This is a genomic window from Halomonas sp. A29 (assembly GCF_046723295.1).
Classification (GTDB): Bacteria; Pseudomonadota; Gammaproteobacteria; order Pseudomonadales; family Halomonadaceae; genus Halomonas.
This window is the reverse complement of the sequence record NZ_JAXQPR010000001.1, coordinates 678,661-705,219: the sequence shown is the minus strand read 5'-3', so window position 1 is coordinate 705,219 and position 26,559 is coordinate 678,661. Positions and strand designations below refer to the sequence as shown.

Genomic DNA, 26,559 nt, shown 5'->3' with positions numbered 1-26,559 from the left:
CCCGGCCATTGGTCGGGGCTTCGCTATTTGGGGGTCTCCCATGGAGAGTAGCGGAGCGCCGCCCGGATCATCGTCAGGCATCTATCCCAACACCCCGAGTTCGAAAGAGCTCGGGGTTTTTCTTTGTACGCCTTGAGGGTCGTGCTCGTGCCGATCTTATCGGCGAGATATGAGTCGGGCTTTACAAAGGCGAACAGCTTCATACAGGAACGAGTGGCGTAAGCACCAGATAGCGATTAGCGTTAATGCCTACACGAACCACTTAGCCAAGAGCAGAGAAGATGCAGCCGAAAAAATGGTTTGCAATCGCATGGTTAGCCACCATAAGTTTAGGGCTGGCGGGCTGTGATAACACGGGCCCCGGCGACATAACGGAGCGCAATATCGACAAGGCGATGAAGCAGGTGGAAGAGCGTATCGAAGAGGTCAGCGAAGAGATCGAAGAGGATGCTGAAGAAGAAAAGGGGTGAGGGTACCAGCGTAAATGGAAAGAGTGTTTCAGGCTTAGCTGAGAGGCTGCGCCTGGCGAACCACGGATATTTGAACCGGCCTGAACCTTAAAGCCGGCCCGCCATGGCGGGCCGGCTTTTTCGACATGCGTCAAACTTGGATGATTTCGACACAGTCAGGCTTGGGCGGCGTTCTGCTCGATGCCCTGCAGGTACCATGGTGCGCCGTCACGCATTTCACGGGTCAGGTGCCAGGTCTCGTTGAACTCGGTTTGCTCGCCGTTTTCTTCGAGAATGCCGTGGAAGATCACGGTGGCTTCGGCCTGGGCGCCGAGTTCACGCACATCACCCAGCTCGGCGAACAGACGTACAATTTCCGTGCGGTTGTTGGCCGGCTGCCGACTGCGTTCCTCGCGCAAGAGGTTGTAGAGCTCCGGCGTGACGTATTCCTGAATACCGCTGAAATCATTGTTGTCCCAGGCGCGTTGCAGGGTCATGAAATGTTCCTTGGCGCCGGACAGGAAGCGCTCACGGTCGAACCAGGCCGGCAGGCTGCCGAAGCTGCCTCCGCCCATGGTGGCGCCGGGTGCCGGCTGGAAGGCCTGGGGTTCGGCGTAAGGCTGACGCTCGCTGGGCTGCGGTCCGCCGACGGCGGCTGTGCGGCGACGCGCCAATAGCCGTAATAGCAGGAAGCCGAGGCCGGCGATGAGCAGGATGTCCATCAGCCGTAGTTCGTCAAAGGCCCCACCGAAGAACAGTGCCGCCAGCAGGCCGCCGGCGAGCATGCCCCCCAGCATGCCGGGCATGCGTGAGCCGGTGGCCTGGTTCGGTTGGGCCTGGCGAGCCGGGGCAGCTTGGTTGGGGGCAGCAGCAGGACGGTCGGCCGAGCGGGAAAAGCTACCGACATTGCCGCCGCCGCCCAGGCGACGGGCTTCGGCGTGTTCGACGGCCAGGCCGAAGCCCAGCACGGCGACCATGAGCATGACAAGGATGTGACGCATCGAACGGTCTCTCTGTAATGGAGGGAAAGTAGAATTTGGAAGCTCCATTCTAGCGGCTATGCTGTTGGAAGTGACGATAAAAAAGGGGAAATGAATGCGCTTGAAGAGCGAACAGAGCCTGCTATTGGTAGTCGATCTGCAGGCAGGCCTGCTGCCGGTAATCGAAGGAGCTGACCAAGCCGTCAACGAGGCAGCATGGCTGGGAGGCATCGCCTGCGCGCTGACCATTCCGGTATGGCTGACCGAGCAGTATCCCGAAGGCTTGGGCGGCAGCGAGCCGAGGTTGCTGGAAGCGCTGCCCTATCACCAGCTATGGCAGAAGGTACATTTCAATGCTCATGCCGAGCCGGACTTTGCCGGCGCCCTGAAGAACAGTGGCAAGCGTCAGGTCGTACTGTGCGGCAGCGAAGCACATATCTGCGTGCTGCAGACCGGCCTGGGGCTGCTGGAGGCCGGCTATGAGGTGTACTGGCTCTGCGAGGCATCGGTCAGCCGGAGGGCAGAAGAGGCGACGCTCGCCCGCGAGCGCGTGGTGCGTGCGGGCGCAATGCCGGTGAGCGCCGACATGGTTGCCTACGAGTGGCTTGACCGCTGTGACGATGAGCGATTCCGCCAGGTTCACAAGCGCTTTCTCAAGCCGCGCTCGGCGCGTCCGCTACGCTTCTTCTGATCCGTTCAGCTCTCACCCTCACGGCGAGAGAAGACCCAGGTGTCGCCTTCCGACATGGCGGGATTGAAAGCATATCCTGCTACATCGAATTCCTTGAGTCGCTCAGGGTCGTCCAGGCGCTGGCGAATCATCCAGGCGGCCATGAGCCCTCGGGCTTTCTTGGCATAGAAACTGATGATCTTGAACTTGCCGTTCTTCTCATCCTTGAATACCGGCGTGATCACACGTGCGTCGAGCCGCTTGGCGTCGATGGCCTTGAAGTACTCGTTGGAAGCCAGGTTCACCAGCACCTTCGAGCCGCTATCGGCGATGGCGCGGTCGAGCGCCTCGCTCAGCGAGTCCTGCCAGAAAGCATAGAGATCCTTGCCGGCCGGATTGGGCAGCCAAGTGCCCATCTCGAGGCGGTAGGGTTGGATCAGATCGAGCGGGCGCAGCAGGCCGTACAGGCCCGAGAGGATGCGCAGGTGTTGCTGGGCAAAGGCATTGTCGTCGTTGCTGAAGGTGGCCGCTTCGAGTCCCATGTAGACATCCCCCTGGAAGGCCTGGGCCGCCGGCTTGGCGTTGTCCACAGAGAAGGGAGGGCGCCATTCGGCGAAGCGTGCGGTATTGAGCCCGGCCAGTTTGTCGCTGATTCCCATCAGCTCGCTGAGTTGCTGCGGGGAGTAGTCGCGCAGAATGGTGATCAGCTGCTGGCTACGGGCGAGAAAGTCCGGCTGGGAGTGGATGTCCGTAGTGGCCGGAGTCTCGAAGTCNAGCTGCTGGCTACGGGCGAGAAAGTCCGGCTGGGAGTGGATGTCCGTAGTGGCCGGAGTCTCGAAGTCCAGCGTTTTTGCGGGCGAGATCACGCTCAGCATGGGGTACTCCTGTACCTGAAAGAGACGAGTCGGGAATGGCTCGATTATATCAGTCGCGCGGCAGTACCGGGGCTATCGCAACGATAGCCCCGAGCCATGGCGGCTGCTCCGATTGACAAATGCCGTTCAGGGGCAGGGGTTGGGGATGCGCCGATGCACCTCGTCGATGGCATCGAGCACGCTCTGCTCGAGTTTGAGCGACTCGCTGGCGAGATTGTCCTCGAGCTGCTCCATGGTGGTGGCACCTATGATGTTGCTGGTCAGGAAGCTGCGCGAATTGACGAAGGCCAGCGCCATCTGGGCGGGGTCCAGGTCATGCTCGCGGGCGATGTCGACATAGGCGCGGGTGGCCTGCTCGGCGAGTGGTGAGGTGTAGCGCTGGAAGCGCTCGAAAAGTGTCAAGCGAGCCTTTACCGGGCGCGCGCCGTCCAGGTACTTGCCCGACAGCACGCCGAAGCCGAGAGGGGAATAGGCCAGCAACCCCACGTTCTCGCGGTGGGCGACCTCGGCCAGGCCGACCTCGAAAGAGCGATTGAGCAGGTTGTAGGGGTTCTGGACCGAAGCGACTTTCGGCAGGTCCAGGCGCTCGGCCAACTGCAGCGCCTTCATCACACCCCAGGGGGTTTCGTTGGAAAGCCCGATGGCGCGTACCTTGCCAGCCTCCACCAGTTCCTTCAGTGCGGCAAGGGTCTCTTCCAGCGCGACTGCTTCCTCCTCTTCGTCGTGAACATAGCCCAGCTTGCCGAAATAGTTGGTCGAGCGTTCCGGCCAGTGCAACTGGTAGAGATCGACGTAATCGGTCTGCAGTCGCGTGAGGCTGGCATCGATGGCTTGGTGGATCTGCTCGCGGCTCAGACGCGAGCCGCCGCGAATGTGTTCCATCCGGGGACCGGTGACCTTGGTGGCGATGATCACATCGTCGCGACTCTCGCGTCGCTTGAGCCAACTGCCGATATAGGCTTCGGTACGCCCCTGGGTCTCGGCGCGGGGCGGAACCGGATACATTTCGGCCGTATCGATGAAATTGATGCCGAAGGCTACGGCGCGGTCGAGCTGTTCATGGGCCTCGGCTTCGCTGTTCTGCTCGCCGAAGGTCATGGTGCCCAGGCACAGGCGGCTGACCTCGATGCCCGTGTCGCCAAGCGGTCGCGTCTGCATCATCGCTCCTGTAGAGGTGGGATCGGAGGCGTTCTCGTGGCATATCCAAAGCCATGCTAGCCGAGGCCTACCGAGGCAGCAAATCATAGGGGTTGAGTCACCGCCGGGGCGAGCGTATGCTGGCCACCCTCAGCGGCCCCGGCGGAGTCCCGCGGCGAGCTTCAAGACAGGCCATGGCGAAGACCACAGGGTGGTGTAAGACGTCATGTGGCTTCAAGACGAATGCAAGGTTGTTTGCACAATGACGCAGGCATCATCACTGTTTACCCGACTCGAATACCGTCTTGCGGAGCAGCTATTTCATACGCGCTGGCTTCCACGCTCTCCACGTACCCAGCGTTTGACCATGCACCTCTTCGAGCGCTGCGCCGATGCCGGCCACCCTGCGGCACTTTCGCTCTATGGACACATGCTTTTCCATCGAGGCATCAGCCCGCAGGACAAGGCACGTGGCGCCCGCTACGTTCTCGAGGCAGCACAGGCTGGCAATCTCAAGGCCCAGTACCAGGCCGGGCGAATACTCGAGCACGGCTGCGCCCAGTATCCTCGTCGTGAGGAGCGTGCCGTGACCTGGTACGCCCGAGCCGGCGAAGCGGGCCATCCGCTTGCCGCCCAGCGCCTGGCCAAGGCGTACCGTCTGGGCGAACTGGGGCTGCCGGTGGATAGCGCCCAGGCCACCTATTGGCAGACGCTTGCCGAGCGTCATGGCGGGTTGGAAGGTGAGGAGCTGGACAGCGACGATGTCCAGGCCCGACACTAACCTTTATCCCTTCCACGGCCCTGCCATGCGGCCTTGCTTTCGAGGATACGCCCATTCGTGACGCTGCCGACACTGCTGGATATCGAGGCGTCCGGGTTCGGACGCGGTAGCTACCCCATCGAGATCGGCCTGGCACGGGCCGACGGCAGCTGCTGCGCCTTCCTCGTCCAGCCGCTGGAGGAGTGGAAGCACTGGGACCCCAAGGCAGAGCTGCTGCACGGGATCTCCCGGGCGCGCCTGCAGCGCGAAGGGCTGCCTGTGGCCCAAGTCGCGCGTTGGCTCAATGACGAGCTGAGCGAGGTCGGAGTGGCCTATAGCGATAGTTGGGGCTACGACAATACCTGGCTGTCGCTACTGTTCCACCATGCCGGCATGCTGCCGGCCTTCCGCCTCGAGGCGCTACGAATCCTTCTCAGCGAGCAGCAGCTTGCTTTCTGGCATATGACCCGTGAGGCCTTGGTCAAGGAGCTGGGAATCCGCCGTCATCGTGCCAGCGAGGACGCCCGGCTGCTGCAGCTCACCTACCAGCGTACCCGCCAACAGGCCGGTAGCGACTAGCCTTCACCGCTCACGGCGAGCAGTACCTTACCGATATTGGCGTCTCGTTCGACATGGGCATGGGCAGCCTCGGCTTCGTCGATCGGCCAGGTGCGGTCGATCAGTGGACGCATCTCGCCGCTCGCCAGGCGCGGCCAGACATGCGCCGACAGTGCGTCGAGAATGGCGCCCTTGGCTGACGGTGGCTTGGCGCGCAGGGTCGAACCGATCAATCTCTGCCGTTTCATCAGCATGCGACCCAGGTCGAGTTCGGCGTGGCGCCCTCCCATCAGGCCGATCAGCACCAGCCGGCCGTCAGCGTTAAGCACGCGCTGGTTGTCGCCGAGATAGGACGCGCCTACCGGATCGAGGATCACGTCGGCACCGCCCCAGGCTTTCACGGCATCCACGAAGCTGCCCTCATGGCGGTTGAAGACGCCATCGGCACCCAGTTCACGGCAGGCGGCGAGCTTGGCATCGCTGCCTGCCGTGACGAAGCAGGGATGGTCAAAGGCATGACAGAGCTGTATCGCTGCGGTGCCGACGCCGCTGGCACCGGCGTGCAGCAAGACGCGATCCCCGGAGGACAGTTGACCCTCCATGAACAGATTGAGCCAGGCGGTAGCGAACGCCTCGGGCAGGGCGGCCGCTTCGCGCAGGCCGAATCCTTCGGGCAGCGGCAGCACCTGCCGTGCATCGACCACTACCTCCTCGGCATAGCCACCCCCCGCCAGCAGTGCGCAGACCCTGTCGCCAGGGCATAGGCGATCGACGTCGGGACCGACCTCCATCACCGTGGCGCTGACCTCCAGGCCCGGTATGTCGCTGACACCGGGCGGGGGTGGATAGTGACCTGCGCGCTGCATCAGGTCGGCGCGATTGACCCCGGCCCAGGCGACGCGCAGGCGAACTTCACCGGCCGCTGGGCCCTGGGGGGCGGGTCGCTCACGCCAACGCAAGCGCTCCTGTTCGATGGCGATGGCATGCATGGGCGGCCTCCTAAGTGATGGCTTCGGCGAGCCGGGCTTCCAGGGCATCCAAAAGGGCGGCGGGGTCCTTGGCGTCGATCAGTTGGGCGCGGGTACGAGCATTGAGGAAGCCGTGCTCCACGGTCTGGTCGAGGAAGGCCAGCAAGGGGGAGTAGAAGCCTGCGATATCGAGCACGCCGATGGGCTTGTCGTGAAGCCCCAGGTACTGCCAGGTCCAGGCCTCGAACAGCTCTTCCAGGGTGCCGATACCGCCGGGCAGGGCGATGAAGGCATCGGCATGGGCGGCCATGCTGGCTTTGCGCTCGTGCATGTTGTTCACGCGTATCAGCGTCGGCAGCCCTTCGTGGGCCTGCTCGCGCTCCACCAGATGGTCGGGCATCACGCCGATCACCTCGCCACCACCCGCCAGTACGGCGTTGGCCAGCTCTCCCATCAGGCCGATACGGGCACCGCCATAGACCAGGCCATGACCGCGGGCGGCCAGCTCATGCCCGAGGGCTCGGGTGGCTTGAATGAAGGCAGGATCCCGACCGTCGCGGGAGCCCAGATAGACACAGAATTTCGACATGCGCTTCTCCTTGGCAAGCCTCTATCCTAGCTGCCAGGGATTGGCTTCGAAAGCGTCGAAATAGCGTCAGGGCAGGCAGTCGGCCACGGCGAACTCGGCGTCGAGCCACTGGCCGATGACGTTGTTCCCGCACAGATGATGGGCGTACTGGGTGTGCAGGCAGCGCACCTGGTCCCAGTTGGCGATGCCGCCGATGCCGCGTTCGCGCATCACCTCCTCGTAGCCGAGCCGCTCGACTTCATGGCGCTGTGCTTCGCTCATGTAGCGCCAGCGTGCCTCCACATAGTCGCGATGGCTGGCATGATAGGCGGCGAGAAAATCGGTGTCTTCCTGCAGCCTTGCCTCGAGCTGCTTGATGACGCCACTGGCCTCGATACGGGATATGTCGATCTTGAGCCGCTCGGAGCAGAGCCAGTAGAGGGTGGGGAAGGGCTTGCCGTCGACGATGGGGGCCATGCGCAGTACCAGCGGGGTGCCTTCACCGTCAACGGCCGCGACCGCTTCGATGCCGCGGGGAGCACGGCCCAATTGCTCGGCAATGATGGCGAGCTGGCGGGCGTCAGGCATCTGGTCGGTCTGGATCACCATCGGCGGGTTCCCTTACGAACTTGTTGGAGCGGCCTACGGCGCGAAAGAAGGTCCGGTTGAGCTGCTCGGGCGTGGGCACGTAGCCACGCCACTGGCGTTCGCAGTACTCGTTGGCCCGCGCCATCAGCACGTCGTAGAGGCGATTGAACGGCGCATCATAATCGTAGGGGTCGGCGCCGAACAAGCGGATATGCGGGTAGTCGGCGAACCGCTCCATGAAGTAGCGCTCCAGGTCGGCTTCCACGGCGCGGTGCTGGGCAACGTTGTCGGGGTCGAGCCAGAGGTTGTAGCGGATGGCCATGATGGACTCCTGCCTGCAATGAATAACCCCTCATCCTGCCGGGTCATGGAGCTTTGACCACATGAGGCCGGGTTCGGCTCATAAGGGGTCAGTTACGTGCCAGTGGGGCCAGGCGGGCTTGGCACAGGCGGATCAGGTCGGCGGGCGCGAGGGCAATCTCCAGGCCGCGGCGCCCGCCGCTGACGTGCAACTGCCCTAGCACCTCGGCGCTGCTATCGAGAAACGTGGGCAGCCGTTTCTTCTGCCCCAAGGGGCTGATGCCGCCGAGCACGTAGCCAGTTGCGCGCTCGGCTTCGGTCGCCTCGGCCATGCTGGCGCGACGGGCGCCGGCGGACTTGGCCAGCGCCTTGAGGTCGAGTTGGCCGGTCACCGGCACGATGGCTACCGCCAGGCGGCCGTCGTCGAGACGGGCGATCAGGGTCTTGAAGACGGTGTGCGGGTCGAGTCCCAGAGCATTTGCGGCCTCCTCGCCGTAGGCCGGTGCGCGCGGGTCGTGCTCATAGCTGAGCAGCTCGAAGGCGGCACCGTCGCGCTGCAGCGCCTTGACGGCCGGGGTCATGCCTCGGCCGGCTCCGCGATCGGCTGCAGGTGGGCTTCGAGCGCTGCGCGCAGTTCGCCCTCGATCGGCACGGCGCGCTTGGTGTCGTGGTCGAAGTGCACCAGCACGGTATGGCCCAGGTTGGTCAGCTCGCCCTTCTGCCAGGCCTCCTGAGTCACGGTGAAGGAGCTGTTGCCCAGCCGCGAGACATAGGTGCGAATTTCGATGTCGCTGCCGTAATGCAGCTCGGCGCGGTAGTCGATCTCCATGCGCGCCATGATCAACCGCCACTTGCGCGGATCCAGGTCCGGCGTGAACAGGCGAAACAGGTCGTTGCGTGCCAGCTCGAACCAGGCGGGCAGGCGGGTGTTGTTGACGTGCCCGAGGGCATCGGTGTCGTAGAAGGCCGGTTCGATGGTGCGCACGAACATGGGGATTCCTCTATCACTCTGGTCTTGTGGCGTGTCGTTGGCAGGCTAACAGCATTGCCCCCTAGCAAACGCTAGGTCAAGTGTCTGCCCCTCTGTCTCGCGCCGTGCCAGGCCTGTAGGCGCATCCAGCCCAGCAGCCACAAAGTCGCCACGGCGAAGCCGGCCAGAGTGCCCCACAGCAGGCCCAGCGTGGCATAGGTGAGCGACACGCAGAGCGCATAGCAGAGCAGTGCGCCCAGGCCGGCCGGGTAATGCTTGATTACCGTGGCGGCCGGCGCCGCACCGTGGGTGAGGTGCAGGATTACCAGCAGGGGATACATCGAGATCGGAAATGCCGCCAGCATGCCGGCCCAGGAAGCCGGCAGCACATGTGCCAGGCCTGTCACCACGAAGACGATGAGGGTGGCCAGTCCGGCGCGAAGTGCAAGCGGCTTCCAGCGTGAGCTGTCGTGACGCATCGTGACACGGGTTTCCGGTAGGTGCCGATAGAGCCAGGTGAAGCCGAAGATGGCAACCAGTGTGACCAGGGTGCCGCTCAGGCGGTCGAATTCGAAGCGCGTCAGCACGAGGCTTGTGAGCCACCAAGCGGTGAGGCCACCCGCCGTGCCGGCGAGCACGCCGACGAGACCGTCGCGACGCCCGCAAATCAGGTAGCCGCCGCCCAGCGCCATGGTGGCGGTGAAGCCCGCCAGGCTGAACACGGCGCTCTCGGCGGCGAAACCCGGTGAGATCTCCAGGCCGATGAAGAACAGGGCGATGGCGGTGCCCAGCGGATAGCCGGAAAGAAGGCCGGCCACGCGGGTACTGACGCGCTCGGCAACGATCGACAGGCCGAGCACGATACCGATCGAAACCACGAGCTTGGCCAGCTGCCAGCTCAGAGGGACATCCATGGTTGGTTCCTTGAGGTGAAAGTGGCGCTACTTAGACGAGGCGCAAACCCTGACGATCGGCCCAGGCGGCTCCCACCGCGTGGGTCAGCATCTCCTGCAGGTGAGCAGGCAGGGCGGTTCGCGCCTCGTCGACGCTGGCGAAGTCCCGGTTGCGCAGCCAGCAATAGGCCCAGGCGCAAGCCTCGTCATCGTCCTTAGGTACTGGGCGCGCCGGCATCTGGATCAGTAGGAAGGTGGCGGTGCGTGCCGCCCATAGCGGAATGCGGTCCCCTGCCTCGGGCCGACTCCATGCGGCGAGCGTTGCCGCGTCGGGGGTGGCTTCCGGCTCGCCCAGGTGGGCCACCCGTGCCGTCTCGGCCAGGATCAGCGCGAGACGATCGGGCTCACCCTGTCCGAGCTGGCGCCACTGGTCGATCAGTGCCGGCATGCCCCGCCTTGCCTTGGCATAGAAGCCGCTTTGCGGCATGGTTTCGCTCATACAGCTGTTTCCCGAGGAGAGAACATGGAGTTCGATTTTGCCACGCCCATTGAGCGCCGCCACCCCGATTGTGCGGAGTGGCCATCGCAGAAGTGGCATCGCTATGATGCCAGCATCCTGCCGCTATGGGTGGCCGACATGGATTTCCGCTCCCCGCCGCAGGTGATCGAGACGTTGCGACAGCGGGTCGATCATGGTGTGTTCGGTTACGGGCTGGTCCCCGACAGACTGAAGCGTACGCTGTGCGAGTGGAGCGCACGGGAATACGACTGGCCGATCGAGCCGGAGTGGCAGCTATGGCTGCCTGGCGTGGTGCCGGCCCTGCACCTGGCCAGCCTGGCGCTGACCGAGCCGGGGCAGGGGGTTATGACCGTAACGCCGATCTATCCGCCGTTCCTCAAGGTGGCCGAGCGCACTGGGCGACTGGCTCAGCAGGCACCGCTGGGCGAGCCGGTTGCCCCCGGCGAGCCGTGGCGGCTCGATCTGGAGGCCTTGGAAGCGGCTATAACGCCCGAGACGCGCTTGCTCTTGTGGTGCCACCCCCACAACCCCACCGGGCGGGTGTGGCGCCACGAGGAGCTGGCCGGGCTGGCGGCGCTGGTCGAGCGGTACGATCTGCTGGTGGTCTCCGACGAGCTGCACTGCGACCTGCTGCTCGACGAAGGGGCCGTGCATCGGCCACTGGCGGCCACCTTCCCGGCTCTGGCAGCGCGTACCATCACGCTGTGGGCGCCCTCCAAGACCTTCAACCTGGCCGGCCTCACCGCGGCCTGTGCGGTGATTCCTGATGCCTCTCTGCGTCAGCGCTTCGCGGCGGCGACACGAGGCCTGCTGCCGGACGTCAACGTGCTCGGGCTGGTGGCTGCCGAGGTGGCTTACGGGCAGTGCAATGCCTGGCGGCAGGCGCTGCTGCAGACGCTGCGTGGCCATCGCCAGACGCTGATCGAGCGGGTCGCCCAGTGGCCTGGCGTTGACATGAGCGCGCCGGAGTCGACCTACCTGGCCTGGCTCGACTTGCGCCGTGCCGAAGGGCTGGCGCAGCGAAAAGGCTCGCCCCAGCAGGTGCTGATGGAACAGGCAGGAGTGGCGCTCTCCGAAGGTGCCGACTTCGGCTGGCCGGGCTTCGTACGGCTCAATTTCGGTACTACTGCGTCGCAGCTCGAAGAGGCGCTGGCGCGTCTCGATACGGTGCTGAAGAGGTGATGCCCGAGAGGCGGCCCATCGGGGCCGCCTCTGGTTGGAGCCGCGGGATCAGTACAACAGCGTGAACAGCTTGCGACGGTAGGTGACGGTCAAGGGATGATCGGCCCCCAGGGCATCGAAGACGCGCAGCAGGGTCAAGCGTGCCGCATCGTCACCGTAGCTTCGATCAGTGCGCATCACGCCGAGCAGTCCCTCCAGCCCGGCTTCGTAGTCACCGTCGGCGACCTGGCGCAGGGCGCGCTTGAAACACGCCTCGCTGTCGTCACGGCCGGCCAGGCTGGCCAGTTCCTCGTCGCTTGGTGCTTCCTTGCGAAACTCGATGCTGGCGCGCACGCCACGCGCCGGAGCAGCGTCGCGCTCCTCGGGTGGCAGATTGTCGAGCAGGGGCAGGGCTTCCTGGCTACGATCTTCCGCGACCAGTGCCCGAGCCAGCTCCACCTGGTAAGGGTAGTGCTCGGGGTTCTGCTGCACGAGCTGCTCATAGAGGGCGCGGGCCGTGGCGGCGTCGCCCTGGGCCAGGGCCTCCGCGGCCTGCTCTTCGGGGCTGGCCGGTGCGTCCTCCGGCGCGGGAAAGTAGCGCGACAGCCATTCGCGGATTTCCTTTTCGGGCAATGCCCCCTGGAAGTGATCCACCAACCCGCCTTGGCTGATCAGCTTGACGTCCGGCACCGAGCGCACGCCGAGCTGAGCGGCAATTTCCTGATTCTCCTCGATGTTGAGCTTGGCCAGGATGAAGGTGCCGCGATACTCCCGGGTCAGCTTCTCGAGAATCGGCATCAGCACCTTGCACGGCTGGCACCAGGGCGCCCAGCAGTCGAGCAGCACCGGCACCTGCATGGAGAACTCCAGCAGTTGCTGGATGTTGTCGCGATCGACATCGATGATAAGTTGCTCATCGCTGGGCGCCGCTTCCTGCGATGAGGTGTATTCCTGAGGTGCCGCCAGCGGGGCACCATTGCGAGGATCGACGATGGACATGGAAACGGCCTTGCACAAAGAGTGAGTTCGTTCGAAAGATGCGGGTAAAGGCCGCGGGATTCAAGGGGTGGGTGCCGCCTTGATCGTCGCGTTGGCCAGCGGACTGCCGTAGGCGCGGCATCCATTACAGGGCTGTGATAGTCTCGTCTTCGTTCGGCCGTATCGGGGCCGAGCATCCAGACATGAGGATCGTGGGATGGCAACATACCGACTGAACGGCGATAGCGACCTGATCGACAACCCTTCGCCACGCTGCGCCTGCATGTTGGTGCTGGATACGTCTGCGTCGATGTTCGGCCCGCCGATTCGTGAGCTCAATGCTGGCGTCCAGGCCTTCATTTCGGCCATTCAGGAAGACGACATGGCCGCCTGCTCCGTGGAGCTCGGTGTGATCACTGCCGGTGGCAAGGTCACCGAACAGTTGCCCTTCACCACGGCCATGAACATCTCGCAATGCCGTCAGTTCACCGCCTCCGGTCTGACGCCGCTGGGCGAGGCCATGGAGCTGGCACTGGATCGCCTGGAGGAACGCACCGCAGCCTACCGCAAGGCGGGAGTGGCCTACTACCAGCCCTGGCTCGTCGTGATCAGCGACGGCGTGCCGACCGACCAGTGGCAGGCGGCATCGTCGAGGGCGCGGACCCTGGCCCAGCAGCGCAAGCTGGTAGTGGTGCCGGTGGGCGTCGAGGAGGCCGATCTCGAGGCGCTCAGCGCCTTTTCCACTCGGCCCGCCAAACGCCTCGATGGCCTGAAGTTCCGTGAGTTCTTCCTCTGGCTCTCGGCCAGCATGAGCCGAGTCTCGGCGTCGTCGTCGACCACCGATCAAGTCAAGCTGCCACCGACGGACAGTTGGGACAGCATCTAGAAGGATTGCGTGGGGTCGAAGGAGGCCGAGTGGTTGCACGTGCACTGGTAGTCACGGATTCGCAGGGCAAGGTTCGCCGGCTCGGCAAGCGACTCGAGCGCGGGGGCGAGGGGGAGATCTTCGCCCTGCGCGATCGGCCCGACGTGATCGTCAAATGGTACTACCCAGAGATACTCGACAAGCGCGGCGAGGAGCTTCACCGCAAGGTCGAGGCCATGCGCGGCCTGCGTGACGCCTACATGACCCGCGACGTCTGCTGGCCGCTGATTCGTGTGTTCGACGAGCAGCATCGCTGGATCGGCTTTGCCATGTATCGCGCTCGTGGCGTGAAGATGAGCTTCCTTGCCCACTCCTTGCTCCACCAGCGCTACTTCCCCGGTCTCGATAGGCGCCGAATCGTCGGCTACCTGATCCGCTTCGTCGAGATCGTCCAGCAGTTGCATGAGACCGGTGTCTGCATCGGCGACTACAACCTCAACAATATTTTCTGTGTCCCTGCATCCGAGCAGGTGACGCTGATCGACTGCGACAGCTACCAGCTGCGCGTCGACGGCACCTTCTACCCCTGCCCCGTGGGCAGCCCTGACATGACGCCCAAGGAGCACCAGGGCGTATCCTTCCGGCATATCGTGCGTTCGCCGCGCAGCGAGGCTTTCTCGCTGGCCATCGTGCTGTTCAAGTGCCTGATGCTGGGACGTCACCCATACGACATCGTCGGCGGCGACGACCCGGTGCGCAATCTCCGGCGCGGCAACTTCGCCTACGGTCGTGGCCAGCGTGACGTGCCCCAGGGGGTGTGGTACGAACTCTGGAGCGAGCTGCCCGACTCCATTCGCGACATGTTCGTGACGACCTTCACGGTAGGGGCTGATGCCCCCATCCAACGCGCCACGCTGGCCCAGTGGCATGCCGCATTGAGCGATTACCGCGAGGCGATGGCAGCTGGCCAGTGTGCCGTGCATCTGGCCAAGCCCGGTCGCTCGCAGCGTCCGCAGGTGCTGCATGCCCGCTGAATTGGATCTCTTGAGGAGTGGGGCGGTGTCTCCATGGTCGGCCCTGGGTGTCGCCACCGCCGGGTTGGCTCACCTGGAAAACACGCCCCCATTGCCCTGTCAGGACGCCGTGGGTGTCGTGGCGAGTTCGCGGCCGGTGCTGGCAGCGGCCGACGGCGCCGGCAGCTCGCCGGCCTCGGACGTGGGCGCGCGCACCGTGGTAGCCGCCATGCTGCGCTTGGCCACTACGCTGGAGTCGCAACTGGCCTGGCTGCTGGACGGTCATGACGAGCCCTCCCCGGAGGCGCTGCACGAATTTGCGGAACTGCTCACTCGCCATGCCCAGGGCAGCCTGGCCGATCGCGCTGCCGAGCAGAGCCGGGCGGTGCGTGACCTTCGCTGCACGTTGCTGCTGGCGCTGGTGGGCAGCGAGCGGCTGCTGTGGCTCAAGGTCGGCGATGGCGAGATCGTGCTGGAGCGGGCGGTGCCCAGCGATACGAAGGAAGGCGAGGCAACAGAGCTGGTGCCTCACCTCTCGACCCTGGGCGAGCGGGGGAAGGGGGAGTTCGCCAACCAGACGCTTTTCGTCGACGAGCGCCTGGCCTTCGAGCAGGCGCAGTACGGCTGTGAGCCGACGAAGGCCCTGACCGGTGTCGCCCTGATGAGTGACGGTGCCGCCGAGAAGCTGGTCTCTCTCAATGGCGAGCAGGTGTCCGGACAGCTCAGCCACTGGTTCGACGACCTGCGTCATGGGAGGCTGCGCCAGCGCGATCTGGTGCGGAGCTTCTACAGCGAGAGCTTCTGCCGCGGCACCAGCGGCGATGACCGCAGCATAGCGTTGGCAGCGCGTGATCTGCTGAAAGGCTTGTGACCTCGGCCTTCACATTTTGTAGCGGGGCCGCTGACCTTGAAACACTGACCTTGTAACCAGTGGCGAACCGACGGTCGTCGGTTCATTGCCGTGCAGGCAACAAAAAACCGAGGCTATCTCTGGCCTCGGTTCTCATATTTGGTAGCGGGGGCCGGATTTGAACCGACGACCTTCGGGTTATGAGCCCGACGAGCTACCAGACTGCTCCACCCCGCATCAACGTGAGGCATATATTACGCTTTTTCTGCGCTGTGTCAAGGAGGGCGACGTTGTTCGTGCAAGGGCGGCGCATGTGTCCATAATCAGTGAGGGGGAAACTTGAAGGCGAGCCCTTCTGCCAGCATCCTGTTGGAGCTGGCCTGCCCCGGTAGGACCGGCAATGCGATTACAAGCGTCATGATCAGGGAGGTGGAATATGACTCAAACAGCACCCGTAGCGTGGGTCACCGGCGGAACCGGTGGTATCGGTTCGGCGATTTGCCGTGCGTTGGCATCGGCGGGCTATCACGTGGTGGCGGGCTACCATAATCCGGAAAAGGCCAAGTCCTGGCTCGAGACTCAGAGGGCCGACGGATACGACAATATCTCCCTGTCGGGTGTCGATCTGACCGACTACCAGGCGTGCGAAGGAGGAGTCAAGGAGATCGAAGCGGCCCATGGGCCGATCAGTGTACTGGTCAACTGTGCCGGGATTACCCGCGATGGCACGATGAAGAAGATGACCCCGGAGCAGTGGCACGAAGTCATCGATACCAACCTCAATACCGTCTTCAACACCTGCCGCAGCGTCATTGAGGGCATGCTCGAGCACAAGCATGGGCGCATCATCAATATATCCTCGATCAATGGCCGCAAGGGGCAGTTCGGTCAGGTCAACTATTCGGCGGCCAAGGCCGGCATGCATGGCCTGACGATGGCGCTGGCCCAGGAGACCGCCACCAAGGGCATTACCGTCAATACCGTGTCGCCTGGCTATATCGCCACCGACATGATCATGAAGATTCCCGAGAACGTGCGTGAGGCCATTCGCGAAACCATCCCGGTGAAGCGCTATGGAACTCCTGAGGAGATCGCTCGGCTGGTGGTCTTCCTGGCGGACAAGGAGTCCGGCTTCATTACTGGGGCCAACATCGATATCAATGGCGGCCAGTTCATGGGCTGAAGCTGCTTTGAGTCCTTGTGCGGGAGGCCCAGGCCTCCCGTTTTCGTTCTATCGGAGCGTCAAGGCGGTGGCAGGCGTGTCAGGCGTGTGAGCAGCGAGTCGAGTTCGCCCACTTCCCGCTGCCACTGTTCGGGAGAGACCGGCCCCGTCGCCAGCAGGTTGCGCAGTACGATGCGGACCTCTTCGGCACGGCTCAACTCGCGACCAAGGCCCTCGTTGAGCCGTTCGACCTGGATGGCCAGGCGCAGGGGCTCATCGTGCTGGCTGACGCGCCCCATGGAGAGCAGTGAGAGATGTACGCGCAGGCGCGCCAGTTGCTCGCTGATCTCATTAGAGGGCAGCGGATTGCGCCGCGAGGCGTTGCGCTGCTCGTGGGCGCTGCGCATGTCCTCGGGCAGGTCGAGCCCCTGGTCGAGAGATACGTCCTGGCAGTCTTCCTTGTCGAGGCATGCGGCATCTGCCGCCAAGTGAGCCTCGAGCAAGGGACGACAGCCTTGCCAGCGATGAATCTCTTCCGCTACGGCCAGGCGTGCCAGGCGTTCGCGGCGGGTGCGCACGATGCCACTCCAGCGCCGCCGCATGCCTTCCGTACGCCGTCCCGGAGGTAGCGGCTCCAAGGCTGCGGCTTCGTCAATGGCCTGCTCCAGCACGGTCCTGTCGGCATCGCGGGTCGGCTGCCAGGCATCGAGTCGGTCGATCAGGGCCTGCATGTCATCGAGGCGTTGGCGTGCCCGCTGCACGTGGTCGTCACGCTGGGCCTCGCGCATGGCGAAGATCTGGTCGCAGGCCGCGCGGAACTCGCGCCACAGGGTCTGCTCCTCCCCGCGTGGTGCACGGCCGAGTTCGCGCCAGCGTTGCTGCAGGATCTTGGCTCGTTCCGCTCTCGCATCGGGAGGCAACTGGTGCTCGATCATTGCCTGAGCCTCATCGATGAGCTGACGCTTGGCATCGGCCACTTCCTTGGCACGCTGGTCGATCAGGCCTTGCAGGGCGAAGCGTATGCGCCCGAAGCGTCGTCCGATGGCCTGTGCCTGTTCGCGTGGTACCGGGGAGTGGCGGCGCCACTCTTCACGGGCCTGGTCGCGGATACGCCTCAGTGCATCCGGGTCGGCGTTGGCGGCGGGTGTGTCCAGCAGGGCTTCGAGCTGCTCGCACAGGGCGATGCGTGCCTCGAGGTTGCGCATGCGCTCGCTGGCTTGGTGTTCGCGCCATGGGGCCAGGCGTTCGTGAATACGGTCGGAGGCACTGCGAAAATGCTCGGAGAGTTCTCGGCTGCCTGCGGCATCGCCGAGTCCCTTCCAGTCGCGTACCAACTGACGGTGGCGGCGGTCGAGTTCGGCTTCCGTGACATCGGTCACGTCGGCAAGCTGTTCGATGGCCTGGCACAGCTGTTCGCGCTTGGGGCCGGCGACGAAACCCCGCCAGTCGCGAAGCTCTGCCAGCCGAGCGCCAAGCCGCTTGAGCGTGGCCTGGTAGGGGCGCAGGCTCGCTGCGGGTAATGAGTCGGCACGATGCCTGAGGCTCTGGTGAAGGCGGCTGGCACCTTTGAAGGCACCGCGATCGAGCAGTCTCTCCAACTGGGTGAGGTCCTGGGAGAAGCGCTCGAGGCGTACCTCCAAGGTTTCTTCCTCCGGCTCCTCCTGGCCGGCCAGCATCTGCTGCGCACGGGTGAGCAGCGGGGTGGGTGGTAGTGTGTCGGGCCAGTTACACGTTGCAATGATGCTTTGCAGCCGCTCGGCGTCCTTCTCCCTCAATGCCTGTTCGATATCGCTGGCGCGGCCCTCGAGGCGCTCCCAGGCAGCGAGAACCTCGTCGTAGTTCCCCAATACGGTATCGTAGCGGTGGCGTAGCGTCTCGTCGGTCACGTGCAGGTCGGAGAGCGTTTGCCAGCGATTGGCCAGCAGCACCTTTTGCGAGCGCAGGCTGGCGATGTCCTGTCCCGTCAGACGGTCGCCGCGGGGAAGTCCTGCGAGGCTCTCTTCCAGTGCCTCGAGCAGTGACTCACGGGCTTCGGCGGCCTGTTCCCGTCGGCGGTCCGTCTCGGCAATGGCGTGTTCATGGGCTTCATGATCCGAGATGATCTTGCGGCAGCTGAGACTGGCCTCCTGGAAGCGGTGTTCCTGGTCGATCTCGGGCAGGTCGTCGAGCGCCTCCCACTCGCGTGCCAGGTGGCGATAGCGGCCGGCGTAGAGTGGTTCCCAAGGAGCCCTGGCGTGCGCCTCCAGCTTGGCCAGCAGGGCTTCCCGCCGAGCCTGCGCCGCGGCCAGGGAGGCCGCGTCCGTGCGCAGGCGATTCAAGCGCTCGCGTGCATGGCGCACTACCTGGCGGTCGCGGCGCGCCTGCTGGGCCAGGCGTTGCAGGCCGGCTTCGCTGGTCACCCGCGTCGCGGCGGCGTGGCGTACGGCGGCGATACCGTTGTCGCAGGCTTGCTTGATGAGATCCTCTTCCTCTGTCAGGCGTGCCACGGCGGCCAGCCGCAGCTGCTGGTTGTCGCCCTCCAGCGCCACGCGCGACAGCAAGCCTTTATCCTCGAGCCCTTCGACGATGCGTAGACGCTGGGTCAGGTCCAGGTTGCCGGCCTGACCGGTAAGCAGCGCGACCAGTCGGCGGTGCAGCTCAGGCAGCTCCGGCTGTTGACTCGACAGGGCGAGCAGGGTGTCGACCGAGTCGATCTTTTCCAGCGCCGCCTGGCGAACGGCGGCTTCCGCATCAAGGCACAGCGCTTCCAGGGCCAGGCGCTGTTCGGGGCGTGAGGGGTCGAGCCGGCCGATGGCCTGAGCTCGAACCTTGGCATCGGGATGCTGCCAGCGAGGGGCGAGAAGGCGGCGAAGGAATCCGGGCATGAGGCATCCTGCAGTGAGAGGCGCAGCCGGTTGCTGCGCAAGCCGTATTGTTGCTGTCGTGTCGGCGTCTTTCGTCTAAGGTATGTTATCTAAGCATGCGCCGCGATTGTGGAAAAGCCTGTCGGAACAGGAGCGTGTGGCAAATGGCAGCAGTGGCCGCCGAGCCCTGGCTGGCCGTATCATCAGTTGCAGGGGGGATGGGAGTCGCTTAGCTTTAGTCCCACGACCCGACAACACCCGAGTGGAGTCCGGCAATGAGCCTCAAAGTGGACAGGGCAGACATGGCATTCACCTTCAAAGGGGGCATGCTGCCCATGACGGTCATGGAGTTGGCTAGCGCAGATCCGGAGCAGATCCGCGAGCAGCTTTCGGGCAAGCTTAGCCAATCCCCTGCTTTCTTCCAGCATACCCCCGTGGTTCTCAGCGTGGAGAAGCTCGACGAGCCCCACCTGGCCCTGGAGCGGATCTGTGCCGTATGCCGCACACACAAGCTGCTGCCGGTGGCGGTGCGCGGTGGTGCCGACCCCGTCAAGCAGTCGGCTTGGGCGCTGGGTCTGGGCTGGTTTCCGCCCACCGATGGGTCGCGTGCCCGCTCGCTCGAGGAGGTGCCGCCCGTCGAGACGGCAGTGCCGGGTGCAGGCGAGCCCGAGGCTGCAGTCTCGGTGGCCAGTGGTGGGCGTATCTACCGCGGCACGGTACGTTCGGGGCAACAGGTGAGTGCGCCCGACGGCGACCTGGTGGTCATCGGCGCCGTCAACGCGGGGGCGGAAGTGCTGGCCGCCGGCAGTATCCACGTCTATGGCGCCTTGCGCGGTCGTGCGCTGGCTGGAATCCATGGTGATACCGAAGCCGGCATCTTCTGCCGCGAGCTGCGTGCCGAGCTGCTTTCAGTGGCGGGTAACTACAAGCGCCTTGAGGACATCGATCCGCACCTGCTGGGTTCCTCGGTTCAGGTCGCGCTGCGCGATGCTCAGCTGGGGATTACTTCGCTGGCCTGAGTCGCTTGCGCTCTCTTCGTCTTTCTTCGTCTTTCTTCGTCTATCCAAAGGAACGTGCAACTTGGCCAAGATCATCGTAGTGACCTCAGGCAAGGGAGGGGTCGGCAAGACTACCAGTGCAGCGGCCATCGCCACCGGGCTGGCGCTGCGAGGCAACAAGACCGTCGTCATCGACTTCGACGTGGGGCTGCGCAATCTGGACCTGATCATGGGCTGCGAGCGCCGTGTAGTGTATGACCTGGTCAACGTGATCCAGGGCGAAGCCGGCCTCAACCAGGCGTTGATCCGTGACAAGCGGGTCGACAACCTGCATATCCTGCCGGCCTCGCAAACTCGCGACAAGGATGCCCTCACGCCCGAAGGCGTCGAGAAGATTCTCGAGACGCTGGGCAAGGATTTCGACTACATCCTGTGCGACTCCCCCGCCGGCATCGAGCGCGGTGCCCAGTTGGCCATGCACTACGCCGACGAGGCGATCGTGGTCACCAACCCCGAAGTCTCGTCGGTGCGCGACTCTGATCGCATCCTGGGTCTGCTTGCCTCCAAGACGCGGCGCGCCGAGCGCGGCGAGGATCCGGTCAAGGAGCACCTGCTGATCACCCGTTACAATCCAGCGCGTGTCGACCATGGCGACATGCTCAACCTCGAGGACATCCGCGAGATTCTGGCCATCGACCTGATCGGGCTGATTCCCGAGTCGGAAGCGGTGCTGCGTGCCTCCAACCAAGGGGTGCCCGTGACGCATGACGACGATAGCGATGCGGGGCAGGCCTATATGGATACCGTATCGCGCCTGCTGGGAGAAGAAGTCCCGCTGCGTTTCCATGAGCTCCAGAAGAAGAGCCTGCTGAGCCGCATGTTCGGAGGAGGTCGCCGGTGAAGTTACTGGAATTCCTGAAGCGCGAGCGCAAGAAAACCGCCTCTGTGGCCAAGGAGCGGCTACAGATCATTGTGGCTCACCAGCGCAGCCAGCGTGGCCAGCCCGACTACATGCCGATGCTGGAGAAGGAGTTGCTCGAGGTGATTCGACGCTACGTCCAGGTGGACGACGACGCCATCAACATCACGCTGGACAGCGAGGACAACTGTTCGGTGCTGGAGCTCAACGTCACTCTGCCGCGCAGTTAGAAAGGTACCGGATGCAGCGATTCGCTCACGCCGGCACGCACGCAGCGTTTCACCGGCTGAGTCGCCTGCGGGGCTATGTTAGGCTGTGCCACTCAGGACGCAGTCAGGAGACACCGCGCCCATGGCGAAGCCCAATGCCGCCCCGATGACCTTCCTGTGGCACGACTACGAAACCTTCGGCGCCGACCCTCGTCGCGACCGGCCCTCGCAGTTCGCCGCGATACGTACCGACACCGAATTCAATGAGATCGGAGAGCCTGTCGAGCTTTTTTGCAAGCCGGCCGATGACTACCTGCCGCATCCCCAGGCGTGCCTGATCACCGGTATCACGCCGCAGCAGGCGCGCAGGCGGGGCTTACCCGAGGCCGAGTTCGCCGGACGTATCCACTCGCTGATGAGCGAACCCGGTACCTGTGCACTAGGTTACAACAGCCTGCGCTTCGACGACGAAGTGAGCCGCTGCCTGTTCTACCGCAACCTGCTTGACCCCTACTCCCGTGAGTGGCAGAACGGCAATTCGCGCTGGGATCTGATCGATGCGGTGAGGGCTTTTCACGCCCTGCGCCCGGCAGGTATCGAGTGGCCGCGCCGTGAGGACGGCTCGCCCAGCTTTCGCCTCGAGCACCTGACCGCGGCCAACGGCATCGCCCACGAGGGTGCCCACGACGCCGTAGCCGACGTGCGTGCCACCATCGCCCTGGCGCGGCTGCTGCGGCAGCGCAATTCCCGTCTCTTCGATCATCTGCTGGCCCTGCGTAGCAAGCGTGAGGTGGCCAAGCGACTCGACATCCCTGGTCGCAAGCCGGTGCTGCACGTATCACGTCGCTATCCGGCCAGCCGCGGCTGCAGTGCGCTGGTAATGCCGTTGGCCGAGCACCCCACCAACCCCAACGGGGTGATCGTCTACGACCTTTCGGTAGACCCTCGGGCGCTGCTGGAATTGAGTGCCGAGGAGATACGGCAGCGCGTTTTCGTCAGCAGCGACGACCTGGCCGAAGGCGAGGAGCGAATTCCGCTCAAGGTCATCCATATCAATCGCAGCCCGGTCATCCTCCCCGCTGCGGCGCTCAAGGACGGGGAGGGGCCGCGCCAGGGCGAGTACGGCGAGATCGTCGAGCGCCTGGGGCTCGACCTGGCTGCCTGCCGTACGCACTGGAAGCGCCTGACGGCGAGCCCCGAAGTGGCGTACAAGGTAGCTGAAGTCTTCGCCCAGCCTCCCCCCGATGGTCCCCACGACCCGGATCTGATGCTCTACAGTGGGGGTTTCTTCTCGCCCTCAGATCGCCAGCAGATGGAGCGAGTACGGGCAGCGGAGCCCTGGGATCTCGTCGATGCCAGGTTCGCCTTCCAGGACCCACGCCTGGAGGAGATGCTGTTCCGCTATCGGGCACGCAGCTACCCCGACACCCTCAGCAGCGAGGAGCAAGCGCGCTGGGAGGCCTATCGCTGGGAGCGCATGAACGATGGCGCCGTGGCCGGGTTCACGCTGAAGGACTTCGCCCGCGAGATCGAGCGCCTCAATCAGGTCGTTCTCAGTGACCGCGATCGCCTGATCCTCGAGGAGCTCGTCATGCATGTGGAGGCGATGATGCCGGCTCAGGCTTTTGGTTGAGCGTCAGCAGGCTCATGAAAGCGCCCGGCCATTGGCCGGGCGCTTTGCTGTGGGATCGCGGGCGGGATCAGTCGTTGGCTTCGGGTAGCGGCTGCAGGTGCCGGGTCAGGGCGGCCACGTCGCTGGGTTCGTCGCCCGGGTCGTAGGCAATGGTGGCAATCGCCGATTCGAGCAGCTCGGGCCAGATGTCGTGCAGGTCATCGGCGGTGACGGCGAGCACACGCTGGGCCAAGCGCTCGCGGCGGTCGAAGCCGGTATCGCCGAACGACAGGGCGCGCCACAGCCGGTTGGTCATTCCCGACAGGCTGGTATCGCGCTGCAGCAGGCTGTCGTGCACGGCCTGGCGGTAGGGGGCCAGGTCGGCGTCGTCCATCTCTGCCAGGCGTTGGCCGAACTCCTCGAGGAAGGCGTCGATATGGGCCCGAATCTCGGCGCTCGTGGCATCGGGTGACTGCACCAGCAGGCTCAGCCCCGGCGCGTCGAGCAGGGGAGAGTAGCCGGCACTGACCACATAGCCCAGCTGCTCTTCGGTGCGCAGGCGCTGGTAGAAGGGTGTGTCGATCACCTGCCCCAGTACCGCTAGGCGCGCCTGGGCGTCGAGCGAGCGGTCGCTGCCCTGCAGGTAGCGCAGCACCAGTGACTCCTCACGGCTGGTCAGCGGGTGCAGAGTAGGTAGCTCGGTATCGATACGCAGCGGTGTCAGGTCGGGGATTGCCTCCTGGGGCAGCGTGGGGGCCAGCATCTCGGCCACCAGCCTTCCTTCGCGCAGGGCCAGCTTGGAATCGAGATTGCCGATGGCCAGTGCCTGCAGGCGCAGCTCGCCCAGGAACTGCTCACGGAATTCGCGCAGGTCATCCACGGTCAGGTCGCGGCTGGCTTCCAGCAGGTCCTGGGTTGGCCAACTGGGCCTCATCAGGGCCTCGGCCAGGGTGCGGTGGCCTTGGCGGAACAGCGCGGCCTGGGGAGCGTTGCGCCATTCGCGCTGCAGGCGATAGCGTACGCGCTCGAAGCTCGCTTCGTCGATATTGCCTTCGCGAAGCTGCTCCAGGGTGCGACGCATGACCCGGTCCTGGCGGTCGCGCCAGCCCGAGAAGGACAGCGTGATGCCGCGGGCATGGGCATAGGCCTCGGCATTGTGCCCGGCCAGGTGCGCCGTGTAGAACTCCTCGTTGAGGCTGTCATCCAGCCAGCCGGCCAGCAGGTTGGCCAGTACGGCATGATGCGGATCGCTGCTGGCCGTGGGATTTTGCAGGCTGAAGCGCCACTCCACCTTGGGCGTGTTGAAACTGGCGTCACTCATGTGCCAGAGGCTGAAGCCGTCCTCCTCCAGTAGCTGCGTGGGGCGTTCGTCCTGCTCGTCGAGTAGCGTCAGGTCCTCGGCGATGAAGGGGTTGGGGTCGGGCAGGGCAAGGCCAGCCAGCGGTTGGGCTGGAGCTTGTTCGGGCTCGGTCTCACGCCAGGGTGTATTGAACCAGGGCGAGGTATGTTCGCCTTCCACCTCGGGACCGCTGTAAGTGCGCAGCAGTGCCTCGGGGCGCAGGGCATCGAGATACTCTGCGACCAGTTCGGGATCGAAGCCGTCCATGCGATAGGCAGCATACTGCACGTCCTCCATCGGGAAGCGGGCCAGGTTCATGGCCAGGCGCATGGCGCTCTGCAAGGTCGAGCCATGCTGCTGGAAGCGGAACTGCTGTTCTGCGAGCTGTGCCTGCTCGGCATAGCGCCACTCCTCCAGGCCCTGATCGCGGATCTGCTCGATGGCGGCGAACAGCGTGGCTTCTATCTCGTCGATGCGTTCGGCACCCGCGGGCGTCAGGCTGACGCTGACGGTGAACAGCGCATGACGCTCGTCGCCGCGACCCACGCCGGCGGCCAGAGCATCGGCCAGCCCCGCCTCGCGCAGTACGGCAAACAGGCTGCCCTCGCCTTCGTGCCCCAGCAGGTGGGCGAGAATATCGGCAGGCTTGTGGCGATAGTGCTGAATGGGGTCGGGCACCGGGAACATGAAGCTCACATGGCGGCTGTCGCGCACCGATTGCAGTTCCACCTGGCGCGGCAGGCTCCCCTCCTTAACCAGGGGCTCTTCGATGACCGGGCGTTCGAGGCCGCGGTCGGCAATGTCGGCGAAGCGTTCGGCCACCATCGCTTCCAGCTCGTCCAGCGGCTGCGGCGCGACCAGCGCCAGGTGCATCACGTTGGCATCGTAGTAGCGCTCATAGAAGTCGATCACCCGCTCACGCAGGCTGGGCTCGCCCTCTGGCCGGTCCGCGAGTGTCTCGCGGCTGCCCACCGAGAAGCCTGTGGTGGGGTTGTCGCCGTTGAGCACCTGGTTGAGCACGTCGTTCTCGCGTCGGCCGTCGTCGCGGATGCGCGCCATGTACTCGGAGTGCACGATGTTGCGTTCGCTCTCCAGTTGACCGGGGTTGAACAGCGGTGTGAGGAAGAATTCACTGAAGCGGTCCAGGGCGCCGGGCAGTGCCTCAGGCTCGATGTCGAAGAAGTAATTGGTATCCTGGAGGGCGGTGAAGGCGTTGTGGCTGCCGCCATGGCGGCGCAGGTAGCCCTGATAGGCATCGGCCTCGGGGTACGGTTCGGTACCCAGGAACAGCATGTGTTCGAGGAAATGGGCAAGTCCTGCCAGGTCGTCGGGATCCTGAGCGCTGCCCACGCCGACGTTCATCGAGGCGGCCGCGCGGTCGGCTTCGGGGTCGCTGACGAGCAGCGCGGTGAGGCCATTGTCGAGCAGCAGCACGCGGTAGTCACGGGTGTCATGGGGGCTGACGTGAGGAAGCACGACCTCCTCTATCGCCTCCGTGGGAGTGGCATCGGTGTCGTCTGACTGCTGTGCCTGGGCCGTGGTGGGCAGCAGGAAGCCGGCCAGCAGCAGGCTTGCAAGCCAGGGCGGCGAGTGTCGGCGGCCTGGGCAATGCAGGGGCGGGCGGGGCTTGAGCATCATTTCTCCTGTTCGTTCCAGCGCAGCATGGGACCCGTCGGATGGGCGCAGGCGGGATCCTGGTTGGCAGGGTCGTTCACCCTTCTTGATACCGGAAAGGCGCCCAACAGTTCCCGAGGGGCAGGACGCAGTAGCGCGTAGGCGGTTTCCGGCGCCGTCTTGGGATCGAGCCAGCGCATGGCGTCGGCAGCATCGATCAGCGCCGGCAGCCTGTCGCTGAGCGGCGCCAGGAACTCGTTGGTCGACACCGTCACCAACGCCATCGAATCGGTATGTTCGGTCAGGTCTGTGTGATAGCGGCTCCAGATGCCGGCCAGCAGCATCGGGCCACGATCGACACGGGTGACCAGGAATGGCTGCTTGAAGCGGGGCTGTATCTTCCATACGTAGACGCCCCCCACCGGCACCAGGCTACGGCGAGAGGAGAACGCGTCGCGGAACATGGGGCGTGCATCGAGCGATTCGGCTCGGGCGCAGTGGGGGGCATGGTCGAGCACGGTCAGCCATGAAGGCGTCAGCCCCCAGAAGACCTGGCTCAGGCTGGCGCGACCGGCTTCCAGCCGAATGTGCGAGAGCGGGCGCCTCGGAGCCAGGTTGGTGGCGGTGAGCAAGGGGGTCTCCTGGCGCAGTTCGGGCAGCAGTCGAACCATGTCGAGTGGCGGTATGTAGAGGCGGCCGGCCATGGAGTCTCCGAGTGGCGGAACGGCGTCAGGGTAGTCAAGTCGAAGAAGCCTGAAAA

The 26,559-nt window shown here is 64.6% G+C and carries 28 protein-coding genes and 1 tRNA gene; 13 read left to right on the top strand and 16 right to left on the bottom strand.

The window, feature by feature from the left end:
* Window positions 1–281: 281 nt before the first annotated feature.
* A complete protein-coding gene (locus SPH52_RS03445) occupies window positions 282–470 on the top strand; it encodes a hypothetical protein (RefSeq protein ID WP_411793589.1) in 189 nt (62 codons plus the stop codon).
* Between the two features lie 155 nt (window positions 471–625).
* Here SPH52_RS03445 and SPH52_RS03440 read toward each other — a convergent pair whose 3' ends face one another.
* Window positions 626–1,450 (bottom strand): Tim44 domain-containing protein, encoded by an 825-nt coding sequence (locus SPH52_RS03440; protein WP_411793588.1) that lies wholly within the window; start codon window positions 1,448–1,450, stop codon window positions 626–628.
* A 94-nt stretch (window positions 1,451–1,544) separates the two neighbouring features.
* On the opposite strand from SPH52_RS03440, the gene SPH52_RS03435 reads away from it, so the two are divergent.
* Window positions 1,545–2,120 carry an isochorismatase family protein gene (locus tag SPH52_RS03435; RefSeq protein ID WP_411793587.1) on the top strand — a complete coding sequence of 192 codons (576 nt, stop codon included), beginning with the start codon at window positions 1,545–1,547 and terminating at the stop codon, window positions 2,118–2,120.
* Window positions 2,121–2,125: 5 nt separating this feature from the next.
* Here SPH52_RS03435 and yaaA read toward each other — a convergent pair whose 3' ends face one another.
* Both yaaA and SPH52_RS03425 read right to left on the bottom strand, forming a co-directional pair.
* Window positions 2,126–2,974 carry a peroxide stress protein YaaA gene (gene yaaA, locus SPH52_RS03430; protein ID WP_411793586.1) on the bottom strand — a complete coding sequence of 283 codons (849 nt, stop codon included), beginning with the start codon at window positions 2,972–2,974 and terminating at the stop codon, window positions 2,126–2,128.
* A 126-nt stretch (window positions 2,975–3,100) separates the two neighbouring features.
* Window positions 3,101–4,132: an NADP(H)-dependent aldo-keto reductase gene (locus SPH52_RS03425; protein ID WP_411793585.1), complete on the bottom strand. Its 1,032-nt coding sequence runs from the start codon at window positions 4,130–4,132 to the stop codon at window positions 3,101–3,103.
* A gap of 241 nt (window positions 4,133–4,373) precedes the next feature.
* Between SPH52_RS03425 and SPH52_RS03420 the strand changes: the two genes are divergently transcribed.
* Together SPH52_RS03420 and SPH52_RS03415 are read left to right on the top strand one after the other, a co-directional pair.
* Window positions 4,374–4,892, top strand: a complete 519-nt coding sequence (locus tag SPH52_RS03420; RefSeq protein ID WP_411793584.1) for a tetratricopeptide repeat protein — start codon at window positions 4,374–4,376, stop codon at window positions 4,890–4,892.
* A 57-nt stretch (window positions 4,893–4,949) separates the two neighbouring features.
* A complete protein-coding gene (locus SPH52_RS03415) occupies window positions 4,950–5,450 on the top strand; it encodes a hypothetical protein (RefSeq protein WP_411793583.1) in 501 nt (166 codons plus the stop codon).
* Here SPH52_RS03415 and SPH52_RS03410 read toward each other — a convergent pair.
* The 8 genes from SPH52_RS03410 to SPH52_RS03375 form a co-directional block, all read right to left on the bottom strand.
* A complete protein-coding gene (locus SPH52_RS03410) occupies window positions 5,447–6,418 on the bottom strand; it encodes an NAD(P)H-quinone oxidoreductase (protein ID WP_411793582.1) in 972 nt (323 codons plus the stop codon). The two genes, SPH52_RS03415 and SPH52_RS03410, sit on opposite strands and share 4 nt — an antisense overlap.
* Window positions 6,419–6,428: 10 nt before the next feature.
* Window positions 6,429–6,986 (bottom strand): TIGR00730 family Rossman fold protein, encoded by a 558-nt coding sequence (locus tag SPH52_RS03405; RefSeq protein ID WP_411793581.1) that lies wholly within the window; start codon window positions 6,984–6,986, stop codon window positions 6,429–6,431.
* Between the two features lie 66 nt (window positions 6,987–7,052).
* A complete protein-coding gene (locus SPH52_RS03400; protein ID WP_411793580.1) occupies window positions 7,053–7,574 on the bottom strand; it encodes a DUF501 domain-containing protein in 522 nt (173 codons plus the stop codon).
* Window positions 7,546–7,875: a hypothetical protein gene (locus SPH52_RS03395; protein ID WP_411793579.1), complete on the bottom strand. Its 330-nt coding sequence runs from the start codon at window positions 7,873–7,875 to the stop codon at window positions 7,546–7,548. Before SPH52_RS03395 ends, SPH52_RS03400 begins: the two co-directional genes overlap by 29 nt.
* A gap of 88 nt (window positions 7,876–7,963) precedes the next feature.
* Window positions 7,964–8,434 carry a Cys-tRNA(Pro) deacylase gene (ybaK, locus tag SPH52_RS03390; RefSeq protein WP_411793578.1) on the bottom strand — a complete coding sequence of 157 codons (471 nt, stop codon included), beginning with the start codon at window positions 8,432–8,434 and terminating at the stop codon, window positions 7,964–7,966.
* Window positions 8,431–8,844, bottom strand: coding sequence for an acyl-CoA thioesterase (locus tag SPH52_RS03385; protein WP_411793577.1), 414 nt, complete (start codon window positions 8,842–8,844; stop codon window positions 8,431–8,433). The genes ybaK and SPH52_RS03385 overlap by 4 nt, the downstream gene beginning before the upstream one ends.
* A gap of 71 nt (window positions 8,845–8,915) precedes the next feature.
* Window positions 8,916–9,737 (bottom strand): hypothetical protein, encoded by an 822-nt coding sequence (locus SPH52_RS03380; protein WP_411793576.1) that lies wholly within the window; start codon window positions 9,735–9,737, stop codon window positions 8,916–8,918.
* Between the two features lie 31 nt (window positions 9,738–9,768).
* Window positions 9,769–10,203: a hypothetical protein gene (locus SPH52_RS03375; protein WP_411793607.1), complete on the bottom strand. Its 435-nt coding sequence runs from the start codon at window positions 10,201–10,203 to the stop codon at window positions 9,769–9,771.
* Window positions 10,204–10,239: 36 nt separating this feature from the next.
* Here SPH52_RS03375 and SPH52_RS03370 point away from each other — a divergent pair, with 36 nt between their 5' ends.
* Window positions 10,240–11,418: a MalY/PatB family protein gene (locus SPH52_RS03370; RefSeq protein ID WP_411793575.1), complete on the top strand. Its 1,179-nt coding sequence runs from the start codon at window positions 10,240–10,242 to the stop codon at window positions 11,416–11,418.
* A 48-nt stretch (window positions 11,419–11,466) separates the two neighbouring features.
* On the opposite strand, the gene SPH52_RS03365 is transcribed toward SPH52_RS03370, so the two are convergent.
* Window positions 11,467–12,396, bottom strand: a complete 930-nt coding sequence (locus SPH52_RS03365) for a tetratricopeptide repeat protein (RefSeq protein WP_411793574.1) — start codon at window positions 12,394–12,396, stop codon at window positions 11,467–11,469.
* A gap of 196 nt (window positions 12,397–12,592) precedes the next feature.
* Between SPH52_RS03365 and SPH52_RS03360 the strand changes: the two genes are divergently transcribed.
* From SPH52_RS03360 to SPH52_RS03350, 3 genes are read left to right on the top strand one after another with little or no spacing between them, the layout of a single operon-like run.
* A complete protein-coding gene (locus tag SPH52_RS03360) occupies window positions 12,593–13,261 on the top strand; it encodes a vWA domain-containing protein (RefSeq protein ID WP_411793573.1) in 669 nt (222 codons plus the stop codon).
* A gap of 29 nt (window positions 13,262–13,290) precedes the next feature.
* Entirely contained in the window at window positions 13,291–14,274 is a 984-nt protein-coding gene (locus SPH52_RS03355; protein ID WP_411793572.1) for a kinase, read from the top strand.
* Between the two features lie 25 nt (window positions 14,275–14,299).
* Complete coding sequence (locus tag SPH52_RS03350; RefSeq protein ID WP_411793571.1) at window positions 14,300–15,124, top strand: PP2C family serine/threonine-protein phosphatase; 825 nt, start codon at window positions 14,300–14,302, stop codon at window positions 15,122–15,124.
* A gap of 139 nt (window positions 15,125–15,263) precedes the next feature.
* On the opposite strand, the gene SPH52_RS03345 is transcribed toward SPH52_RS03350, so the two are convergent.
* Window positions 15,264–15,340, bottom strand: a tRNA-Met gene (locus SPH52_RS03345).
* Between the two features lie 199 nt (window positions 15,341–15,539).
* Between SPH52_RS03345 and phbB the strand changes: the two genes are divergently transcribed.
* A complete protein-coding gene (gene phbB, locus SPH52_RS03340; protein ID WP_411793570.1) occupies window positions 15,540–16,286 on the top strand; it encodes an acetoacetyl-CoA reductase in 747 nt (248 codons plus the stop codon).
* A gap of 59 nt (window positions 16,287–16,345) precedes the next feature.
* Here the strand turns inward: phbB and SPH52_RS03335 are convergent, their stop codons facing one another.
* A complete protein-coding gene (locus tag SPH52_RS03335; RefSeq protein WP_411793569.1) occupies window positions 16,346–19,129 on the bottom strand; it encodes a DUF349 domain-containing protein in 2,784 nt (927 codons plus the stop codon).
* Window positions 19,130–19,383: 254 nt separating this feature from the next.
* Between SPH52_RS03335 and minC the strand changes: the two genes are divergently transcribed.
* The 4 genes from minC to sbcB all read left to right on the top strand — a co-directional run bounded on the left by minC (window position 19,384) and on the right by sbcB (window position 22,867).
* Window positions 19,384–20,127 (top strand): septum site-determining protein MinC, encoded by a 744-nt coding sequence (gene minC, locus SPH52_RS03330; RefSeq protein WP_411793568.1) that lies wholly within the window; start codon window positions 19,384–19,386, stop codon window positions 20,125–20,127.
* Between the two features lie 61 nt (window positions 20,128–20,188).
* Window positions 20,189–21,007, top strand: coding sequence for a septum site-determining protein MinD (gene minD / locus SPH52_RS03325; protein ID WP_411793567.1), 819 nt, complete (start codon window positions 20,189–20,191; stop codon window positions 21,005–21,007).
* Window positions 21,004–21,255 (top strand): cell division topological specificity factor MinE, encoded by a 252-nt coding sequence (gene minE / locus SPH52_RS03320; protein WP_411793566.1) that lies wholly within the window; start codon window positions 21,004–21,006, stop codon window positions 21,253–21,255. Before minD ends, minE begins: the two co-directional genes overlap by 4 nt.
* Window positions 21,256–21,376: 121 nt before the next feature.
* A complete protein-coding gene (gene sbcB, locus SPH52_RS03315) occupies window positions 21,377–22,867 on the top strand; it encodes an exodeoxyribonuclease I (protein ID WP_411793565.1) in 1,491 nt (496 codons plus the stop codon).
* A 67-nt stretch (window positions 22,868–22,934) separates the two neighbouring features.
* Here sbcB and SPH52_RS03310 read toward each other — a convergent pair whose 3' ends face one another.
* Window positions 22,935–25,823 (bottom strand): insulinase family protein, encoded by a 2,889-nt coding sequence (locus SPH52_RS03310; RefSeq protein WP_411793564.1) that lies wholly within the window; start codon window positions 25,821–25,823, stop codon window positions 22,935–22,937.
* A complete protein-coding gene (locus tag SPH52_RS03305) occupies window positions 25,820–26,503 on the bottom strand; it encodes an SOS response-associated peptidase (RefSeq protein WP_411793563.1) in 684 nt (227 codons plus the stop codon). The genes SPH52_RS03310 and SPH52_RS03305 overlap by 4 nt, the downstream gene beginning before the upstream one ends.
* Window positions 26,504–26,559: the final 56 nt, after the last annotated feature.

Bases quoted from the DNA above. Each gene is read 5' to 3' on its own strand.
- SPH52_RS03445 (WP_411793589.1), top strand. From the start codon at position 282: ATGCAGCCGAAAAAATGGTTTGCAATCGCATGGTTAGCCACCATAAGT.
- SPH52_RS03440 (WP_411793588.1), bottom strand. From the start codon at position 1,450: ATGCGTCACATCCTTGTCATGCTCATGGTCGCCGTGCTGGGCTTCGGC.
- SPH52_RS03435 (WP_411793587.1), top strand. From the start codon at position 1,545: ATGCGCTTGAAGAGCGAACAGAGCCTGCTATTGGTAGTCGATCTGCAG.
- SPH52_RS03425 (WP_411793585.1), bottom strand. From the start codon at position 4,132: ATGCAGACGCGACCGCTTGGCGACACGGGCATCGAGGTCAGCCGCCTG.
- SPH52_RS03420 (WP_411793584.1), top strand. From the start codon at position 4,374: ATGACGCAGGCATCATCACTGTTTACCCGACTCGAATACCGTCTTGCG.
- SPH52_RS03410 (WP_411793582.1), bottom strand. From the start codon at position 6,418: ATGCATGCCATCGCCATCGAACAGGAGCGCTTGCGTTGGCGTGAGCGA.
- SPH52_RS03405 (WP_411793581.1), bottom strand. From the start codon at position 6,986: ATGTCGAAATTCTGTGTCTATCTGGGCTCCCGCGACGGTCGGGATCCT.
- SPH52_RS03400 (WP_411793580.1), bottom strand. From the start codon at position 7,574: ATGGTGATCCAGACCGACCAGATGCCTGACGCCCGCCAGCTCGCCATC.
- SPH52_RS03395 (WP_411793579.1), bottom strand. From the start codon at position 7,875: ATGGCCATCCGCTACAACCTCTGGCTCGACCCCGACAACGTTGCCCAG.
- ybaK (WP_411793578.1), bottom strand. From the start codon at position 8,434: ATGACCCCGGCCGTCAAGGCGCTGCAGCGCGACGGTGCCGCCTTCGAG.
- SPH52_RS03385 (WP_411793577.1), bottom strand. From the start codon at position 8,844: ATGTTCGTGCGCACCATCGAACCGGCCTTCTACGACACCGATGCCCTC.
- SPH52_RS03380 (WP_411793576.1), bottom strand. From the start codon at position 9,737: ATGGATGTCCCTCTGAGCTGGCAGCTGGCCAAGCTCGTGGTTTCGATC.
- SPH52_RS03375 (WP_411793607.1), bottom strand. From the start codon at position 10,203: ATGCCGCAAAGCGGCTTCTATGCCAAGGCAAGGCGGGGCATGCCGGCA.
- SPH52_RS03370 (WP_411793575.1), top strand. From the start codon at position 10,240: ATGGAGTTCGATTTTGCCACGCCCATTGAGCGCCGCCACCCCGATTGT.
- SPH52_RS03365 (WP_411793574.1), bottom strand. From the start codon at position 12,396: ATGTCCATCGTCGATCCTCGCAATGGTGCCCCGCTGGCGGCACCTCAG.
- SPH52_RS03360 (WP_411793573.1), top strand. From the start codon at position 12,593: ATGGCAACATACCGACTGAACGGCGATAGCGACCTGATCGACAACCCT.
- phbB (WP_411793570.1), top strand. From the start codon at position 15,540: ATGACTCAAACAGCACCCGTAGCGTGGGTCACCGGCGGAACCGGTGGT.
- SPH52_RS03335 (WP_411793569.1), bottom strand. From the start codon at position 19,129: ATGCCCGGATTCCTTCGCCGCCTTCTCGCCCCTCGCTGGCAGCATCCC.
- minC (WP_411793568.1), top strand. From the start codon at position 19,384: ATGAGCCTCAAAGTGGACAGGGCAGACATGGCATTCACCTTCAAAGGG.
- sbcB (WP_411793565.1), top strand. From the start codon at position 21,377: ATGGCGAAGCCCAATGCCGCCCCGATGACCTTCCTGTGGCACGACTAC.
- SPH52_RS03310 (WP_411793564.1), bottom strand. From the start codon at position 25,823: ATGATGCTCAAGCCCCGCCCGCCCCTGCATTGCCCAGGCCGCCGACAC.
- SPH52_RS03305 (WP_411793563.1), bottom strand. From the start codon at position 26,503: ATGGCCGGCCGCCTCTACATACCGCCACTCGACATGGTTCGACTGCTG.